At 42.8% G+C, this 16,907-nt stretch carries 21 protein-coding genes; 14 read left to right on the top strand and 7 right to left on the bottom strand.

What is annotated here, in order from left to right:
• The first annotated feature begins 2 nt into the window (after positions 1–2).
• On the top strand, positions 3–461 hold the full coding sequence (locus ACIPK1_RS14525; RefSeq protein WP_008381061.1) for a hypothetical protein: 459 nt from the start codon (positions 3–5) through the stop codon (positions 459–461).
• Between the two features lie 34 nt (positions 462–495).
• Here the strand turns inward: ACIPK1_RS14525 and ACIPK1_RS14520 are convergent, their stop codons facing one another.
• The 6 genes from ACIPK1_RS14520 to ACIPK1_RS14495 form a co-directional block, all read right to left on the bottom strand.
• The gene (locus tag ACIPK1_RS14520; RefSeq protein ID WP_008381063.1) at positions 496–771 is read right to left on the bottom strand and encodes a hypothetical protein; all 276 of its coding nucleotides are present in this window, start codon (positions 769–771) and stop codon (positions 496–498) included.
• Between the two features lie 143 nt (positions 772–914).
• Positions 915–2,309 (bottom strand): Y-family DNA polymerase, encoded by a 1,395-nt coding sequence (locus tag ACIPK1_RS14515; RefSeq protein WP_005237054.1) that lies wholly within the window; start codon positions 2,307–2,309, stop codon positions 915–917.
• Between the two features lie 254 nt (positions 2,310–2,563).
• Positions 2,564–2,950: a VOC family protein gene (locus ACIPK1_RS14510; protein ID WP_008381067.1), complete on the bottom strand. Its 387-nt coding sequence runs from the start codon at positions 2,948–2,950 to the stop codon at positions 2,564–2,566.
• Between the two features lie 64 nt (positions 2,951–3,014).
• Complete coding sequence (fosX, locus tag ACIPK1_RS14505; protein ID WP_400451229.1) at positions 3,015–3,425, bottom strand: FosX/FosE/FosI family fosfomycin resistance hydrolase; 411 nt, start codon at positions 3,423–3,425, stop codon at positions 3,015–3,017.
• Positions 3,426–4,077: 652 nt separating this feature from the next.
• A complete protein-coding gene (gene rpmG / locus ACIPK1_RS14500) occupies positions 4,078–4,227 on the bottom strand; it encodes a 50S ribosomal protein L33 (protein WP_005229384.1) in 150 nt (49 codons plus the stop codon).
• 137 nt (positions 4,228–4,364) lie between these two features.
• Positions 4,365–5,324, bottom strand: coding sequence for an ABC transporter substrate-binding protein (locus ACIPK1_RS14495; RefSeq protein ID WP_400451228.1), 960 nt, complete (start codon positions 5,322–5,324; stop codon positions 4,365–4,367).
• A 202-nt stretch (positions 5,325–5,526) separates the two neighbouring features.
• Here ACIPK1_RS14495 and ACIPK1_RS14490 point away from each other — a divergent pair, with 202 nt between their 5' ends.
• The 9 genes from ACIPK1_RS14490 (at position 5,527) to ACIPK1_RS14450 (ending at position 11,783) form a co-directional block, all read left to right on the top strand.
• Entirely contained in the window at positions 5,527–6,318 is a 792-nt protein-coding gene (locus ACIPK1_RS14490) for an ABC transporter ATP-binding protein (protein ID WP_061053916.1), read from the top strand.
• The gene (locus tag ACIPK1_RS14485; protein ID WP_008381077.1) at positions 6,315–7,295 is read left to right on the top strand and encodes an iron ABC transporter permease; all 981 of its coding nucleotides are present in this window, start codon (positions 6,315–6,317) and stop codon (positions 7,293–7,295) included. Before ACIPK1_RS14490 ends, ACIPK1_RS14485 begins: the two co-directional genes overlap by 4 nt.
• Positions 7,295–8,272, top strand: a complete 978-nt coding sequence (locus ACIPK1_RS14480; RefSeq protein WP_194199418.1) for an iron ABC transporter permease — start codon at positions 7,295–7,297, stop codon at positions 8,270–8,272. The genes ACIPK1_RS14485 and ACIPK1_RS14480 overlap by 1 nt, the downstream gene beginning before the upstream one ends.
• Before the next feature lie 90 nt (positions 8,273–8,362).
• The gene (locus ACIPK1_RS14475) at positions 8,363–8,902 is read left to right on the top strand and encodes a 5-formyltetrahydrofolate cyclo-ligase (protein WP_008381081.1); all 540 of its coding nucleotides are present in this window, start codon (positions 8,363–8,365) and stop codon (positions 8,900–8,902) included.
• A 12-nt stretch (positions 8,903–8,914) separates the two neighbouring features.
• Entirely contained in the window at positions 8,915–9,583 is a 669-nt protein-coding gene (locus tag ACIPK1_RS14470; RefSeq protein ID WP_005237037.1) for a rhomboid family intramembrane serine protease, read from the top strand.
• A 30-nt stretch (positions 9,584–9,613) separates the two neighbouring features.
• On the top strand, positions 9,614–9,823 hold the full coding sequence (locus ACIPK1_RS14465; RefSeq protein WP_005229394.1) for a YqgQ family protein: 210 nt from the start codon (positions 9,614–9,616) through the stop codon (positions 9,821–9,823).
• On the top strand, positions 9,823–10,794 hold the full coding sequence (locus ACIPK1_RS14460; RefSeq protein WP_005229395.1) for an ROK family glucokinase: 972 nt from the start codon (positions 9,823–9,825) through the stop codon (positions 10,792–10,794). Before ACIPK1_RS14465 ends, ACIPK1_RS14460 begins: the two co-directional genes overlap by 1 nt.
• An 82-nt stretch (positions 10,795–10,876) precedes the next feature.
• Positions 10,877–11,278, top strand: coding sequence for a rhodanese-like domain-containing protein (locus tag ACIPK1_RS14455; protein WP_016613157.1), 402 nt, complete (start codon positions 10,877–10,879; stop codon positions 11,276–11,278).
• 148 nt (positions 11,279–11,426) lie between these two features.
• Entirely contained in the window at positions 11,427–11,783 is a 357-nt protein-coding gene (locus ACIPK1_RS14450) for a DUF488 domain-containing protein (protein WP_400451224.1), read from the top strand.
• A 55-nt stretch (positions 11,784–11,838) separates the two neighbouring features.
• Here ACIPK1_RS14450 and ACIPK1_RS14445 read toward each other — a convergent pair whose 3' ends face one another.
• Complete coding sequence (locus tag ACIPK1_RS14445) at positions 11,839–12,006, bottom strand: DUF3042 family protein (protein WP_017144401.1); 168 nt, start codon at positions 12,004–12,006, stop codon at positions 11,839–11,841.
• A 150-nt stretch (positions 12,007–12,156) separates the two neighbouring features.
• Here ACIPK1_RS14445 and ACIPK1_RS14440 point away from each other — a divergent pair, with 150 nt between their 5' ends.
• From ACIPK1_RS14440 to ACIPK1_RS14425, 4 genes are read left to right on the top strand one after another with little or no spacing between them, the layout of a single operon-like run.
• The gene (locus ACIPK1_RS14440) at positions 12,157–13,314 is read left to right on the top strand and encodes a galactokinase (protein ID WP_008381089.1); all 1,158 of its coding nucleotides are present in this window, start codon (positions 12,157–12,159) and stop codon (positions 13,312–13,314) included.
• Between the two features lie 41 nt (positions 13,315–13,355).
• On the top strand, positions 13,356–14,354 hold the full coding sequence (galE, locus tag ACIPK1_RS14435; protein WP_081118772.1) for a UDP-glucose 4-epimerase GalE: 999 nt from the start codon (positions 13,356–13,358) through the stop codon (positions 14,352–14,354).
• Between the two features lie 3 nt (positions 14,355–14,357).
• Entirely contained in the window at positions 14,358–15,842 is a 1,485-nt protein-coding gene (galT, locus tag ACIPK1_RS14430) for a UDP-glucose--hexose-1-phosphate uridylyltransferase (RefSeq protein ID WP_086332202.1), read from the top strand.
• 32 nt (positions 15,843–15,874) lie between these two features.
• Complete coding sequence (locus tag ACIPK1_RS14425; protein WP_008381095.1) at positions 15,875–16,855, top strand: LacI family DNA-binding transcriptional regulator; 981 nt, start codon at positions 15,875–15,877, stop codon at positions 16,853–16,855.
• Positions 16,856–16,907 lie beyond the last annotated feature (52 nt).

The raw sequence follows: 16,907 nt of genomic DNA, 5'->3' as shown, positions 1-16,907 counted from the left end.
TCATGGCTAGAGAAATGAAAGCTTTAAAATTTTATTTCCGTAATGGAGAAACATGGACGATCGAGCGCCGTTACATCGGTGACTTATGGATCAAACAAATCACGACCAGTTTTGGCCGTATCCACGGAAGCGAATTCGTTGAGATTCATCCATGTGCTGGGTTCAAAATTGAAATCTTCCAAGAAGGCGATCATGTGGCAACACATGACATCAACTTAGGCGGACTTGAATTAGGGATGTTTGCTCGTGCGTTGAAATATGAAGATATTGAACGGATGGAAATTCTTTACCGTAACGGTACACCGGATCTTGTTTATTTCCCATACAAGGACAAAGATACGGAAGGATTGGATAATGTATACCAATCAACAAAAATCAGTGAAAAAACGAAGAGTCTGTATATCGTGATCGACCCAAATCAAACGGTTGATGATGTTTATCAAGAACATTTCGAAGAATAAGAAAAACGCAGAACCAGTTGGTTCTGCGTTTTTTTTAGAATGTTTCTTGGAACATATCCGTATACTTTTTTAATAAAAGATAATCTTCGGCATATTCATCCTTTAAAACGATTGTATCGCCAAAGAAACTCTTACGAGCATGTTGAATGATCCGATGCTGAATATCTTTTTCCAGAAGGTAATCGATCTCAGACTGTTTCAGGTTTTGTGCAGCAGTCGCCCGATTCTTTTCTAAATATTGCAGCAAATCGTACTCAAGGTGTCCCGCACCATTGATGACTCGTTTGTATTCGATTTTGTCAATTTTCATCTGCTCACACTCCTTGCTATTAAAGTACCTTAGAAAGAAGTAAAGGGGGAGATGGGGGCCTCGAAATTACATAAATCTTTAAAAAATGGATCGTTTGTTAATGTTATCTTAAGATTTGTCAGCAAAAAGGAAAGAGAAACGAATCAAGTGCCAGTATTTTTTGAACCATCAGCAAACGGTTCTTTTTCTTTTTGCTGATGGACAGGTCCTATGTTGGCGATCCCATCTAGACCACCAGCGTGACCACCGACTAATTTGCTGCGTGCAATGGCACGAGCGCCTTCCATTCGGCTTGTGGCATGAACGATCGAAGTGAAGCCGTATTTCTCACGAATCTTATCGATGATCAAATCTAATTTACGCTGGCGTAATTGCGTTTCTGCTTGCTCAAAAAGATCCAGCTGGACATTTTCTGTATAAACCAATTTTGAATAGGTGATACCGATGTGGCGAACGACTTGCCCGGTATAAAATTTTCGAAAGAGAAATAGGCAATGAGCAACAAGCTTACGTGTATTGTCAGTTGGCGGGATTTTCATTTGTCGGGAAAAGCCAGAGGCAGTTTCACCAAAGGCTACGCCGATGTAAACATTGATACAAGCGGTCTGACAATGATGGCGGCGAATTCGAGCGGCAACTTGCTCCGCCATTTCCTTGATGACGATCTCGATTTCTTCTTGTAAATAATAATTGCGATGTAGGACCTGACTATTGCCGTAGCTTTTTTCCATGACCTGCGGTGTCGGTTCGGCTAAAATGGTGCGGTCAATGCCGTGAGCGTGATGGTAGAGCTGCTCACCAATGATTCCCATGCGACTGCGCAAAAGATCAGGACTGGCATGAGCCAATTGTTCAATAGATTCAATCCCCATCAAGTGAAGTCGTTTTTCTGTGCGTCGACCGATTCCCCAAAACTCAGTCATGGGGTTGATTTGCCAAACTTTTGTCGGGACATCTTCGTAGGTCCATTCGGCAATCAAGGAACGGTTGTGTTTGGATTCGTTATCTAAAGCTAGTTTTGCTAACAAAGGATTGTCACCAATACCGATGGTGACATACAATTTCGTTGTTTCGTAAATGTCTTTTTGAATTTGCTGGGCAATCAGCCAACGTTTTTCTTCGCGAGAAATCGTGTTATCAGGAATGAAAAGATCCAGTGTACGAGTCAGATCCATCATCGTTTCGTCGATTGAATAGAGCAGCAAATCATCTTGTCCAACATATTTGCGAAAGACATCATTGACTTTGGTGTTTTCTTTGATATAAAAACTCATACGTGGCGATGCTTTGTACAAATCGGGATGCGTCGGCAGATTGTCATTGCGGGTCACATTTGAAATTCCTAAAGCCGATTTTGCCTTTGGGGAAGCCGCTAAGATTAAGCCGTTTCCAGTATTGTCAGAATGAGACATGACGACCAGCATCGCTTGGATAGGGTCTAATCCGCGCGAGATGCATTCGACAGAAGCATAAAAACTTTTGACATCGATAAATAAGATATCGCGTTTTGGCTCGAGCGCATAATTAAAACCACCCATTTTTATCACTCCTTACCGAGATTATACGAACGTTTGTTCTTTTTTGTCAAGCGAACAGGAGCGGATGGGTGGATTTGTTTTTTTATAGAGAGATTATTTTTGGTTTATAATGATGGGAAACGTTGTTTTATAAGGGATACATTCATTTCAGGTTATCAGAATCCGATTGGACATAAAAACGTGATTTTGTCTTTTTACCCGAAGGTGTGATTAAAAAAACAGCCGATCCATTGGACCGACTGTCGTAGCTTAAATCAATTTTCGGCAGGTAGCATTGCAAACAAACTTAAGAGATTGCCGTCTATATCTTTGACGATGGCATAGCGTTGCCCCCAAAAGGCACACCAAGGTTCTTTGAAAGACTGATACCCGGCAGCTACGACTTTTGCATGAAGGGCATCAACCTCTTCAGGGGAATCACATAAAAAGGCTAATTCAATCGTATCTCCCACAGTCATTGGTGAATGCCCATAGATTCCGGCAACCATTTTGCGGCTATTCAAGGAGATGCGAACCCCGTCGTTTGCTAATTCCATATAATCTTCTGAGTGCTGACCTAATGGTGTGAAGCCAAGTACTTGATAAAAAGCCAGTGCCTGTTCCATGTTTTTTGTGATAATACCAACCATATCTAGTTTCATTGTTTTCTTCCTTTCTTGTGGGAATTCTTTCCATAACAGTCAATGCAGTTGCTAGCAATGAAGATTACCTCGTTTCTGTCAGACGGTAATGGTGCAACCGTTCAGCCAACGTACCAGTGTGTAGTTCAAACAAATGATTGTCATCATCGTAAAAATAAATGGAAGCACCTTCGCCTTTGATACGAGAACGATCTTTTTCGATCTTCAATCCTAGTCCTTGGATGCGCGTAATCAAGGAATCGATTTGAGTTTGATCGATTTTAAAGGCAATATGGTTATACGTTTTCGGCAGCTTCTGGGAGGCATCCTCCATAACAGCAAGCCATAAGCCATCGATCAAAAAGAATTTTTCTGGGAAGTAAGAATGGGGCTGGTCTCGGCTATCATAAATTTCCTCTGCTTCAAACAATGTTTCCAGCATCGTTGTCGTCTTTGATAAATTCTGTACGATCAACGTGATATGGGAAATCTCCATCGCATCAACACTCCTTCGTTATGACGAAATAGGGGAAAGAGAAACAATTAGTATCAAAAGAAGCATTATGTTAGTGATTGTAAAATACCAATAGGAAGAGCAGAACATAAAACAGTGCATCAGTTGTGCAAGGAATAACTTTCTTCTTGTATTTTGTCCAAAAGAAGACATTTATTAAGAAGAGGATAATCACTGTCGGTAAGCTAAAGGTCCAAGCAGGGTGTTTAATGAAAATGAAAAGCATATTTCCAATAAGAGCAAAAAGAAAAGCGCCATAAAACAGACGATAGTTACTAGGTAGATACGTAAAATTGCCAAGCATGGGTTCACCTCCTGTAGGCAGTATAGCTTGAAAGGATCGACTGGCACTCAAAGTATATTGAAAGGACAGCTAGAAGAAAAAGCTGGTTCATGTTCTATGTGCCGCCTTTGTTGAACATTAGTTTCTTTTTTACATTATACATTAAAATTTATTTATACGTCGCTTCAAAGAAAAAGTTGGCTCAAAAGTTCAAAGCAAATAAGTGAAAATAGGGGAGTGGTTGTGTAAAGAGGGAAATAAAAATGCAGCAGCTATCATTGCAAAATGTCTGAAAAAAAAGAAGTTCGCAAACGCCTTGGTTATCAGCGTTTGCGAACTTCTTAAATAGTATTATTTTGTTTCGCGGTGTAAAGTAACTTTTCTTTCACGTGGGCAATATTTTTTCTTTTCCAAACGATCAGGATTGTTACGTTTGTTTTTGTTTGATAAGTAGTTGCGTTCTTTACAAGAAGTGCACTCTAATGTGATGTTTACGCGCATGATTTTCCCCCCTAACGATACAAGAATCCTCTAAGAAATCTCTCAGACTAAAATATAATAGCATGTTTTGTGCGGGAATGCTAGCTTTTTCCTGAAATTTGTTAAGTAGTTTTACTTGACGAATTACTTGAAACGCATTAGTCCAATTTGCTCTGGATATCTTCGATCATTTTGGTATAGGCGATAGGACCGTTGTAGAGCCAGCTTGATTCAGGACCGAATTCCCATAAATGATTGTTTTTGACTGCATCAAGATTTTGCCAGACTTGTTCGCTGAAAAAATCAGCGCCTTTATCACTATTCACTAAAATCAAGTAATCGGCATCCAATTCTGCCAATTTTTCCAGAGAAACGGCAGACCAGTCAGCAGTGGCACTTTCACTGATTTCTGAAACAAGCGAGGAAACTTCAAAACCGAGTTCGTGATACAGCAGTTGACCACTTGATTTTGTTTCTGAAACCATGAAGACAGAATTATTGACCACCCATAAAACAGCAATTGACTTGCCTTGGATTTGATTAGCGTACGTTTCCTTGGTAGTAGCGACTAAGTCATCATAATCAGCTTCTACTTGGGCAGCTTCCTCTTCTTTGTGTAAGACCTTTGCGATATCTGTCAGACGTTCACGCCAGGTTACTTCCTCGCCATTTGTGACCACATAGGTCGGCGCGATCTTACTGTACTGATCATATTTGTCGCCTTCCACCATGGAATTGCTATCCATCAGCAGCAGGTCTGGCTCAAAGCTCAAGACATCTTCATAGGGCAGATCATAGTTGATTCTTGGCACATCTGCTAGTTTGTCTTGCAAGTATGCTTGATCACTGTCATTGCCGACTGTCCATTGAGCAACCGGGGTTACCCCTAAAGCGACCAAATAATCTTCCAAGTAACTACCGATCACCCGTTGTGGGTTTTCGGGAACAGTGACTTCATTTCCCATCGCATCGGTAAAGGTTGTTGCTATTTCTGAAGAAGTAGTGGCTGATCCACTGCTATCCGTTGAGTCATTATTCGTACCGCAAGCACCCAGTAGAGTAAGGGAGCAGGCTGCTAGCAGGGTAAGCCAAGTACTTCTTTTTGACCATTGTTTCATAGAAAAACTTCCTCCTTTGTTAAAAGATGAGCACTTATCATTTTAATTGAGAATAATTCTCATTTGCTGATTGCTATTATTACGGAGAAACGCTGATTTGTCAATCTTATTTTTTTATTTCCTTTTTTTAGAACTATTGACGAATAGTAGGATTACATTCATAATTGATAAGCATTATCAATCAATTATTTTGGGGACGAATATGGCGAAATTACGAACAGTTGACTTGAGTGTCGGCTATCAAAAACAAAAAATTGTGCAAAATCTAACAATTGAGATTCCAGAAGGGAAAATCATCGGCTTGATTGGTCCGAACGGCAGTGGAAAATCGACATTTTTAAAGGCACTCGCCCGAATTTTACAGCCTTTGTCTGGTGAGGTCCTATTAGATACACAAAACCTCCAGAACATCAAAACCAAAGAAGTGGCTAAAAAGATTGCGCTGCTTTCACAAGTTAGCGACTCATCGATTGGCTTGACGATTCGCGAAATTGTTTCTTACGGTCGTTTTCCCTATCAAAAAGGACTGAATAGTCTATCGGAACAAGATCTTGCAGCGATCGACTGGTCTTTGCAGGCAACTGGTTTGACGGCACTGGCAGAAGAAGTGATCAGTACGCTGTCAGGGGGACAAAAGCAGCGCGTTTGGATCGCCATGGCACTGGCGCAAGATACGGATATCGTGATTTTAGATGAACCAACAACCTTTTTAGATCCTGCGCATCAATTAGAAATTTTGCTCTTATTACAGCAAATCAATAAAACCTATGGGAAAACGATCATTATGTCGATTCATGACCTGAATCATGCGTCACGTTTTTCTGATTATATTTACGCATTAAAAGGTGGAGAGCTTTTGGTTTCCGGTACACCGGAAACGGTACTGACCAAAGAATGGCTGCAGCGTTTGTTTGAGATCGATGCCGTGTTAGGTACCTTTCCTAATAGTACAAAGCCGCTGGTCTTGACCTATGAGTTAGGAGCGCAGATATGAAAAAGTTTCCTTGGCTGCTGCTGCTTTTTAGTGGCTGCTTTATTATCTGTTTCTTTTTAGCGATCACTCAAGGAGCAGCGGACCTTTCTTTTGAAACGATCTGGGATGCCGTCTTTGCTTTTGATTATGAGAATCAGCTGCATCAAGTCTTGCGCAATATTCGGTTGCCACGTGTTTTGGCTGCTTTTCTAGTAGGAAGTTGTTTTGCTGTTACAGGAGCCATCATGCAGGGGATTACGAGAAATCCCTTGGCAGATGGTGGTCTTTTAGGTGTCAATAGTGGGGCTGCCTTGGGACTAGCGATCGCATTTATCCTCTTTCCTAGTGTGCAACCGAGTCAAGCGGCGCTGTTTTCCTTTTTTGGTGCGTTTGCGGCAACTGGGCTGCTTTTTTTACTGACCAGATACGCCAAACTAGGCATGTCGCCCACGGGACTGATTTTGGCTGGTGTGGCATTAAGTTCTTTTTTCTCAGCCATTAGTCAAACTCTGTCATTGCAATTTGATTTAAACCAAGAGCTAGCCTTTTGGTTTATCGGTGGTGCGGCGAATGTGACTTGGCAGCAACTGCGTTTTGTAGGCCCCATCTATCTGATCGCCATCGTTTTTGTGCTACGGCTAGGAAAAGCCCTCAATCTGTTAGCACTAGGAGATGACACCGTCATTTCATTAGGCAAGCACCCGCATCTGATTCGGGCATCTGCCTTACTGTTAGTCGTAGTTTTGGCGGGAATGGCGGTTTCACTTGTTGGACCGGTCAGCTTTGTTGGCTTAATGGTTCCTCATGTCGTGCGGGGAATGGTGGGCAAAAACTACCAATTGATTTTGCCTTTGACGATCATCGGAGGTGGGACCCTAGTGATGGCCGCTGATCTGGCAGGTCGCTTGATCAATCCCCCTTTTGAGACACCCTTTGGGATACTGATGGCATTGATCGGTGTGCCTTTTCTATTGGTCAAAATACGGAGGGAAGACTGATGAAAAAAACACTCTTTGTTTTTTTTCTACTGGTGATGGCCGCTTTTTTAGGAAGTGTCATGGTGGGAAAAACAATCTTAACCTTTCAGACATTAGGGGCAATCTTTCAAGGTACGGCTTCTTCGAGTCAGGTACTGACGTTTACTGAGTTTCGACTACCACGGGCTTGTCTGGCGCTGATCGCCGGCGGTGCCTTTGGTTTTTCTGGTTTTGTCTTGCAGGGGGTGACGAGAAACGAGCTGGCTGATGCAAGTATCGTAGGAATCAACAATGGCGCGGGTCTCTTTGTAATGATCTACTTAGGGGTTTATACTCAAGGATCGCAGCTTTTACCTGTCGTTGGGATCTTCGGTGGCTTGTTGGCTGCTGTACTGGTCTATTTGATTGCCTATAAACACCGCCAATTGTTGTCGATGGAGCGAGTGCTGCTGGCGGGAATCGCCGTCAATGCAGGGTTGGCCGCGGCTACTTTACTTTTTACGGTGGAATTATCAAAAGACCGCTATCGCTTTGTAACAGCATGGCTTTCTGGATCTATCTGGGGAACCTCGTGGCAGCAAATTACCAGTCTGCTTCCTTGGGTCATCGTATTGTCTGTCGCAGCTTTCTGGACCGTACCTAAACTTAATCTGCTTGGTTTTGGTGAGGAACAGGCAATTAGCTTAGGGGTTTCTTTGACACGGTTGCGGACGTGGTTTTTAGTGATTGCGGTTGGTTTGGCTGCCAGTACGGTTGGCTATACCGGTAATTTAGCCTTTGTGGGCTTATTGGCGCCTCATATCGCCAAGGGACTCATCGGCAGAGAATCTCGCTGTGCCTTTTTCTTAGCGGGAATGATCGGCAGTCTGCTGGTCTTAGTAAGTGATACGATCGGTCGTTTACTATTGACAAGCGGTGAGATCCCAGCTGGTATCATCATTTCTATCGTGGGGGCACCGTACTTTGTCTTTTTACTGATCCGGCGTAAAGAAGGATGAGCAGATAGTCATGATCTTGCCAAGAAATCTGCGATTCTAGTTTGCTATTTGGACACAGTTTTTGGTACTATTTCTGAGAGGAGTGATCCAATGGAAAAACCAGTCATTAGAGAGCACATGATCCAAACATTAAAAAAAATGCCGAGCAAACAAAAGCAGCAGAAAGAAACGGTGATTTTGCAGTTGCTGTTTTCTTCTCAGCTTTGGCAAACGGCTAAGTCAGTAGGAGTGATCCGTTCGTTGCCATTTGAATTTGATACAGCGGCTATTTTTGCTAAAGGATTTGAACAAAACAAACGAATCGCAGTGCCGAAAGCACAACAAAAAAAATTGCAGTTTTATCATGTGGAGCCGGCAACGCGTTATGAAACGTCGGCATTTGGGGTTGAAGAGCCGATCAGTGAGCAAGAAGCCCATCACTTGGATTTACTCATTGTTCCCGGCTTGGCTTTTTCGAAAAAAGGCTATCGCATCGGCTTTGGCGGCGGCTATTATGATCGTTTCTTGTCAGCTTTTGATGGCAAGACCGTTTCTTTGGTCTTCGGAGAACAATTCAACGATCAATGGACACCAGATGTATTCGACATTCCAATCGATAAAATCTATACGGATTCGCTTATTCGCACGTAAAGGAGCACGTCAATGAATTCTCAAATGAAAAGATGGCTGAATCAGCCGATCTTCACGTATCTATTTTTAGCTATCCAAACTATTGTGTTTATCTTGGGTTATTTTAGTCCCTCTATTCAATCAGGCGGGGTGATGTTTGGTCCGTTTGTCGTCTATTTAAATGAATATTGGCGTTTCGTTACCCCAATCTTTCTGCATTTCGGGTTGGCACATTTTGCAATCAACTCTGTGATTCTCTATTATATGGGGCAACAAGTAGAAGCCATCTATGGTCATAGCCGTTTTTTTGCCTTGTATTTACTAAGCGGCATCATGGGCAATACCATGAGTTTTGCTTTCAACCAAATAGGGGTTCAATCAGCAGGCGCTAGTACTTCATTATTCGGGCTTTTCGGGGCATTTTTGATTTTAGGTTGGCATTTTAGAAATGATTACCGCATCCAAGCAATGGTACGGCAATTTGCCCTATTCGTTGGATTGAACCTGGTTTTTGGGGTGTTTGATCAAACGATTGATATGTGGGGACACATTGGCGGGATCCTCGGTGGGTTATTGTTAGGGAATCTTTTGGCATTGCCAAAGAACTATGGAAAATATTCGATCCACACCAGAATCCTCTCTGGCGGACTCTTTGTTTTCTTATTGGCTATTTTTGTGATATATGGTTTTAAAAAATATTAATTACTTGTATAATAAGCAGGAAGTGGTTAAATGGAAACGTTATATGACGTACAACAATTACTGAAACAATTTGGTGTTTACGTATATGTCGGCAAGCGGATCTACGATATAGAACTGATGCAAATCGAGTTGAAAAACTTTTATGACAGTCGCTTGATAGATCGGGATGTATATCTGACTGCCCGGCGAATTCTTACGCGGGAGCATCGAATTGAAGAAAGCCGGGAGGAAAACAAGTGATGGACAAAAAAATCATCGGAATTGATTTAGGCGGAACAACTGTGAAATTCGCTATTTTAACGAGCGAAGGCGAGATTCAGCAAAAATGGAGTATTGACACCAATATTCTTGATGAAGGCTCACATATCGTGCCAGAAATCGTGGCATCGATCAATCATCGCCTAGAATTATATGGCTTACAGCCGGAAGCATTTATCGGTATTGGTATGGGGACACCAGGAAGTGTCGACCGTGACAAAGGAACCGTCATAGGTGCCTACAATCTGAACTGGAAAACACTTCAGCCAGTCAAAGAACTGATTGAAAAAGGCACAAAAATCCCATTTGCCATCGATAACGATGCCAATGTAGCAGCTTTAGGTGAGCGTTGGAAAGGGGCAGGGGATAACAATCCTGATGTCATCTTTATCACACTAGGTACAGGTGTTGGCGGCGGTATCATCATGGAAGGGCAATTGCTTCATGGGGTTGCTGGTTGTGCCGGAGAAATCGGTCATATCACTGTTGATCCTGAAGGGTTCGAATGTACTTGCGGCAAACGTGGTTGTTTAGAAACGGTTTCTAGTGCGACGGGTGTTGTGCGAGTTGCTCGACAGTTGGCAGAAGAATATGCTGGCGACTCGGCATTGAAACAACAGCTGGACAATGGGGAAGATGTTTCAAGTAAAGATATTTTTGAAGCGGCTCAAGCAAACGATCCATTTGGCTTGATGGTCGTTGATAAAGTGTGCTTCTACCTTGGGTTGGCATGCGGAAACCTAGGAAACACATTAAATCCATCAAGTATCGTTTTAGGTGGAGGCGTATCAGCAGCCGGTGAATTTTTACGTGAACGGGTTGCTGCCTACTTTGCTCAATTTACCTTCCCACAGGTAACGGAAAGTACTGAAATCAAATTGGCCGAACTTGGGAATGATGCCGGTGTGATTGGGGCAGCATCATTAGCTTTGCAGTTTGCAGCAAAAGCGTAGATGACAAGCTGCTAGGCAATGATAGATTAAAGCAGCATAAATCAAAAAAGAATGTTTGTTACAATAGAGAGGAATAGAAGAAATGACACCAATTATGTGGCTAAACTTGGTTTTGGCATTAATAATCTTAGCAATCGCTTTGAACTGGGCGTATTTTCAAATTATGGGACGCCGTTCAGCAACGATCATCTCAGAAGATGAATTTAAAGCAGGAATGAAGAAAGCCCAAGTGATCGACGTTCGGGAAAAAAATGAATTTGACAGTGGGCATATTTTAGGGGCGCGTAATATTCCCTTTACTGTTTTAACCAATTCCTTCAGCGCATTTCGTAAAGATCAACCGATCTACTTGTATGACACGCGTAAATCGTTGAGTATTCGGGCAGCAAATAAATTACGAAAAGAAGGCTTTACCAATGTCTATATCCTAAAAGAAGGATATGAAGGTTGGAGCGGCAAGACGAAAAAGAAAAATAGTTTATAAAACAGAGAACTCAAGGCAAAAGAACACAAGCAAATTTGAATGAGTGACGAAACACCAAATGGAGTGTTTCAAGTAAGTCATTGTTCAATTTACATTGTGGGCTTTTGCCTTTATTTGAACTTAGGTCTATCGATAAGGAGAGTGTGCGTTGATCAAGCGAAAAAGAATTTATGAAGTGGCGGAAACGACAGATGGCTATCGGGTATTGGTGGATCGCATCTGGCCTAGAGGAATGAAAAAGGAGGCAGCCCAGATCGATCTATGGCTCAAAGCAGTCGCACCAAGTACTGAATTGCGCAAATGGTTTGGGCATGATCCTGAACGTTTTGATGCGTTTAAAGGCCGCTATCTACAAGAATTAGAGAAAGCGCCAGTTAAAGATGCCTTGGCACGGTTAAAAGCGTTGGTTGCTGAACAACAGACCGTGACCTTACTATACGGAGCGAAAAATGAAGAACAAAATCAAGCCGTGATTTTGCAGGACTTACTGGAGAAGGCAGAATGATTACCTAAAAGAGCCGCCAGCCTATTGAAGGCTGACGGCTCTTTGTAGCAAATGATTAGCGGGCAACGCTTTTACGCATCGCACGTTTCCGTTTTTCATCATGATCTGCTTGTTGTTCGTCAATTGGATCAATCACTTGTTTCTTGACCGTCATAACAACACTTGCAGCTGCAGCAACCGTTGCGACTGTTCCTACTAAAAATCCTGAAAGAAATCGTTTCATCATTAAACACCTCGCCTTTAGTTATAGGTTCATTATGAATGAAAACGGAAAAAATATCAAAAAAAATCACTTTTGGGATTGAAAACGCTTGAAATAATTTAGTAAATAATTTACAATAAGTTTACTAAAAAGAAAGTGGGAGTGAGAAAAATGGAGCAATTGCAACAGATATTTATTGATAAATTTGGAACAGCAGGCACAGGCATGTATTTTGCGCCAGGGAGAATCAACTTGATCGGTGAACACACAGATTACAATGGCGGTTATGTTTTCCCGGCGGCAATCACATTAGGGACGTATGCAGTAGCACGAAAACGTGAAGACCAGTTGATCCAACTCTATTCAGAGAATTTTCCAGAAAAAGGCGTGATCTCCTTTCAGTTAGATGAGCTAGATTACCGAAAAGAAGATGATTGGACAAACTATCCGAAAGGGGTCGTTCGTTTCCTAAAAGAAGCGGGGCAAGGGATCGATCGTGGCTTTGACATCGCTTTTTATGGCAACATTCCGAATGGCGCAGGTCTTTCTTCTTCGGCATCGATTGAATTGCTGACGGGGGTTTGTCTAAAAGATCTCTTTGATTTAACTTTGAAGACCTTGGACTTAGTTAAAATCGGCAAAAAAGTCGAAAATGAGTTTATTGGCGTTAACTCAGGGATCATGGATCAATTTGCGATCGGAATGGGTCAAAAAGACCATGCATTGCTTTTAGATACGAACACTTTAAATTATGAAGTCGTACCAGCGGCATTTGGTGATTATGTCGTAGCGATCATGAATACCAATAAGCGCCGCGAATTGGCTGATTCTAAATACAATGAACGACGTGCAGAATGTGAAGAAGCATTAGCTCGTTTGCAAAAATCATTAGCCGTTGATTCATTGGGTGCATTAGACGAAGCAACCTTTTTTGCAAATACAGCATTGATCGATGATCCACGCTTGATCAAACGGGCGAAACATGCAGTGACGGAAAACCAACGGACATTAAAAGCAAAAGCCGCTTTGACTGCTGGTGATCTTGAAGAATTCGGCCAGTTGTTAAATGCTTCGCATGCTTCATTGCGGGATGATTATGAAGTGACAGGGCGTGAACTAGATACATTAGTCGCAGCTGCTCAAGCGCATCCTGCTGTTTTAGGTGCGCGGATGACTGGTGCGGGCTTTGGCGGCTGCGGGATCGCATTGGTCAAAGCAAGTGAATGGGCTGATTTTGAAGCGTCCGTCAAAGCAACCTATTTAGCAGAAATCGGCTACGCAACCGACATTTATCAAGCAAGTATTGATGATGGTGCACGAAAACTGTAGAATAAGAAATGATGAAGGAATTTAGAAAGAAGGCTGAAAATATGGCGATTTTAGTATTAGGAGGAGCCGGCTATATCGGTTCTCATGCAGTCGATCAATTGATCGGACAAGGAAAACAAGTCGTTGTCGTTGACAATTTGCTGACAGGACATCGCCAAGCGATCCATCCAGCAGCAACCTTTTATGAAGGGGATATTCGCGACAAAGCATTTTTACAATCGGTTTTTGAAAAAGAAACGATCGATGGCGTGATTCACTTTGCTGCTAGCTCTTTGGTGGGTGAATCCGTAGAAAAACCATTGAAATATTTCAACAATAATGTGTATGGGATGCAGGTACTCTTAGAAGTGATGAAGGAACATCAAGTGAAACATATTGTCTTTTCTTCTACAGCAGCAACCTATGGGGAACCTGATCATAGTCCAATCACGGAAGAAACCCCAACAAATCCTAAAAATCCTTATGGCGAAAGCAAGTTGATCATGGAAAAAATGATGCGTTGGTGCGATGAAGCCTATGGTATGAAGTATGTCGCATTGCGTTATTTCAATGTGGCTGGCGCGAAGTCGGATGCTTCGATCGGTGAAGACCATGATCCAGAAACACACTTAGTACCGATCATCTTACAAGCTGCTTTAGGACAACGAAAAGAAGTCGCGATTTTTGGGGAGGATTACGATACTCCAGATGGGACTTGTGTTCGTGATTATGTCCATGTCGAAGATCTGATCGCTGCTCACCTGTTGGCATTAGAATATTTACAAAAAGGCAATGAGAGCAATGTCTTCAATTTAGGCAGCAATCATGGGTACTCTGTGAAAGAAATGGTGGAAGCGGCCCGCAATGTAACGAAAAAAGAGATCCCAGCCAGAGTGGCGCCTCGCCGTGCCGGTGATCCAAGTACCTTAGTGGCATCGAGTGAAAAAGCACGAAAGGTTTTAGGCTGGAAACCAGTCTATACCGACGTCGAAGCAATCATCGAGACTGCTTGGAATTGGCATGTCAGCCATCCAAATGGGTATCAAGGGCAGGAGGAATAACCAATGACGATCAGCCAAACAATCAGCGATTTCGTCACTTTAGCAATCAAGGCTGGCGGCTGGATGGAAATGGATCGTATTTATTTGCAAAACCGAGTACTAGCTATGATCGGGGAAGCTGTTTTTGAGCCCAGCGAAATTCGTTCTGTTGCTCGTTCCTCGATTGAAATGATGGACGAACTGGTGGCATGTGCATTGAGCAATCAGCAAATTGGCGATTCTCACGCAGAAAGAGAAATCTTTGAAGCCCAGTTGATGGACTTTTTGACGCCACCACCTTCAGTAGTCAATGCTTTTTTTGCGCAACATTATGCCAATGATCCTAAAGAAGCGACGGATTATTTCTTTGAGCTGTGCCGTCAAAATGATTACATCAAGACTCGGGCCATCGCTAAAAATATCGTCTTTCCTGTTGATACGGAGTATGGGGAGATCGAGATCACGATCAATTTATCAAAACCTGAAAAAGATCCGAAGCAAATTGCCCAAGAAGGTACCGCTGCTTCTGTAGATTATCCGAAATGTATGTTGTGTTTGGAAAATGAAGGCTACCAAGGAAGGGTCAATTACCCAGCGCGGACCAATCATCGGATCATTCGTATGAATTTGGATAATGAAGCGTGGGGCTTCCAATATTCTCCTTACGCCTATTACAATGAGCATTCGATTTTTCTTTCTTTAGACCATCGGCCTATGAAAATCAATTTGCAAACCTTCGCTCGCTTGTTGCAGATCATTGAAGTGATGCCGCATTATTTTGTCGGGTCCAATGCCGATCTGCCGATCGTTGGGGGTTCGATCTTGTCCCATGACCATTACCAAGGAGGGCGGCATACGTTTGCCATGGCAAAAGCGCCAATCGAACAACACTTTTCTTTGACTGGGTTTCCTGATGTAGCTGCGGGGATCGTGAAGTGGCCAATGTCGGTGATACGATTACAAGCGAAAAACAAACAAAAATTAGCCGCCGCTTGCCAATATGTGTTAGCCCAATGGCAACAGTACTCAGATCCAAGTGTTTCGATCCTTGCTTTTTCAGAAGATGGGACGGCTCATCATACAGTGACACCGATCGCCCGCAAGCAAGGAGAGCTGTTTGAAATGGACTTAGTCTTGCGGGATAATAATGTTTCCAAAGAACATCCTGACGGCATTTTTCATCCACATCAAGAAGTGCAGCATATCAAAAAAGAAAATATCGGATTGATTGAAGTCATGGGTTTGGCAGTTCTCCCACCGCGTTTAGCTCCGGAACTAGAAGAAGTGACTGCTTATCTATTGGATCAGCCCAATCAGATCGCGGCTTACCATATACCGTGGGCAGATGCGATCAAAGCCCAGCACCCAGAATGCAATGCCGAAAACGTGTCGCAGATTTTGCGCAATGCATTAGGAGAAGTCTTTACACAAGTATTGACGCATGCAGGCGTCTTTAAACGAGACCAGACAGGGCAAGCGGCCTTTGCTCGCTTTATAGCTACTTTATAAAAAAGTTCCCCGCAAAAAAAGGAGGCTGGAAGATGGCAACGATTAAAGATATTGCACAACAGGCTGGCGTCTCGCCAGCCACTGTATCACGGGTGCTGAATTACGATTCAGAATTATCGGTCAGTTCTGAAACCAAAGAGAAAATTTTTAAAGCCGCAGAAGCACTCAATTACACAAAACATAAAAAAAAGAGTCAGCCAGAAACCAGTAGTATGCGCTTGATCCAATGGTTTGATACCGAGGAAGAATTAGCGGATCTTTACTATTTAGCGATCCGTATCGGGATTGAAAACAAAACCGAAGAATTAGGGATCCGTTTGCTGAAAGAACCCTATGAAGGATTGTCTGATACCGCCGTCGATGGAACGATCGCGCTAGGGAAATTCGATGATCACCAGATTCGTCAATTGAAAAAAAGCCAATCCAATTTGTTGATGGTCGATTTTGACGCATTGGCCCAGGGCGTCAATTCTCTGGTGGTGGACTTTCAACAAGCGGTCGATTTAGTGATCGATGACTTTATTGCAAAAGGCCACCAAAGGATCGGCTTGTTATCAGGCGTTGAGTTTACCAAGGACCATCACCAAGAAATCGAAGACCCTCGGCGCCGGATTTTTGAGGAACGGCTTCGTCGGTTGAAGTTGCACCACCCGCAATATCATCTCAGCGCACCGTTTACAGTAGAGGGCGGTTATGAGGCGATGAAAGAGTATTTGCAGCAAAACAAAGAGTTGCCAAGTGCCTTATTTGCTTCCAGTGATGCCTTAGCGATTGGCGCTATGCGTGCTTTGCAAGAAAAAAACATCAAGATTCCAGATAAGATCGCAATTATCGGCTTCAATGATGTCAGTGTCGCAAAGTACGTCTTTCCGACTCTGTCAACCATCAAAGTTCATACGGAATGGCTGGGGGAGCTGGCAGTGACGACCTTGCTGGATATCATTACGAATGCAGCACCCGTTCCTCGAAAAGTTACGATCGCAACGGAGCTGATTACGCGCCAATCTTCTTAGCAACCAGTTGAATCATCGGAGGATACCGTTACACACGTCAACTGAGTTTTAA

Origin of the sequence: Enterococcus sp. NPDC086594 (genome assembly GCF_044746145.1) — a bacterium.
Lineage (GTDB): Bacteria > Bacillota > Bacilli > Lactobacillales > Enterococcaceae > Enterococcus_D > Enterococcus_D entomosocium.
The sequence above is the reverse complement of the archived record's forward strand: the minus strand, read 5'-3'. Positions and strand labels throughout refer to the sequence as shown.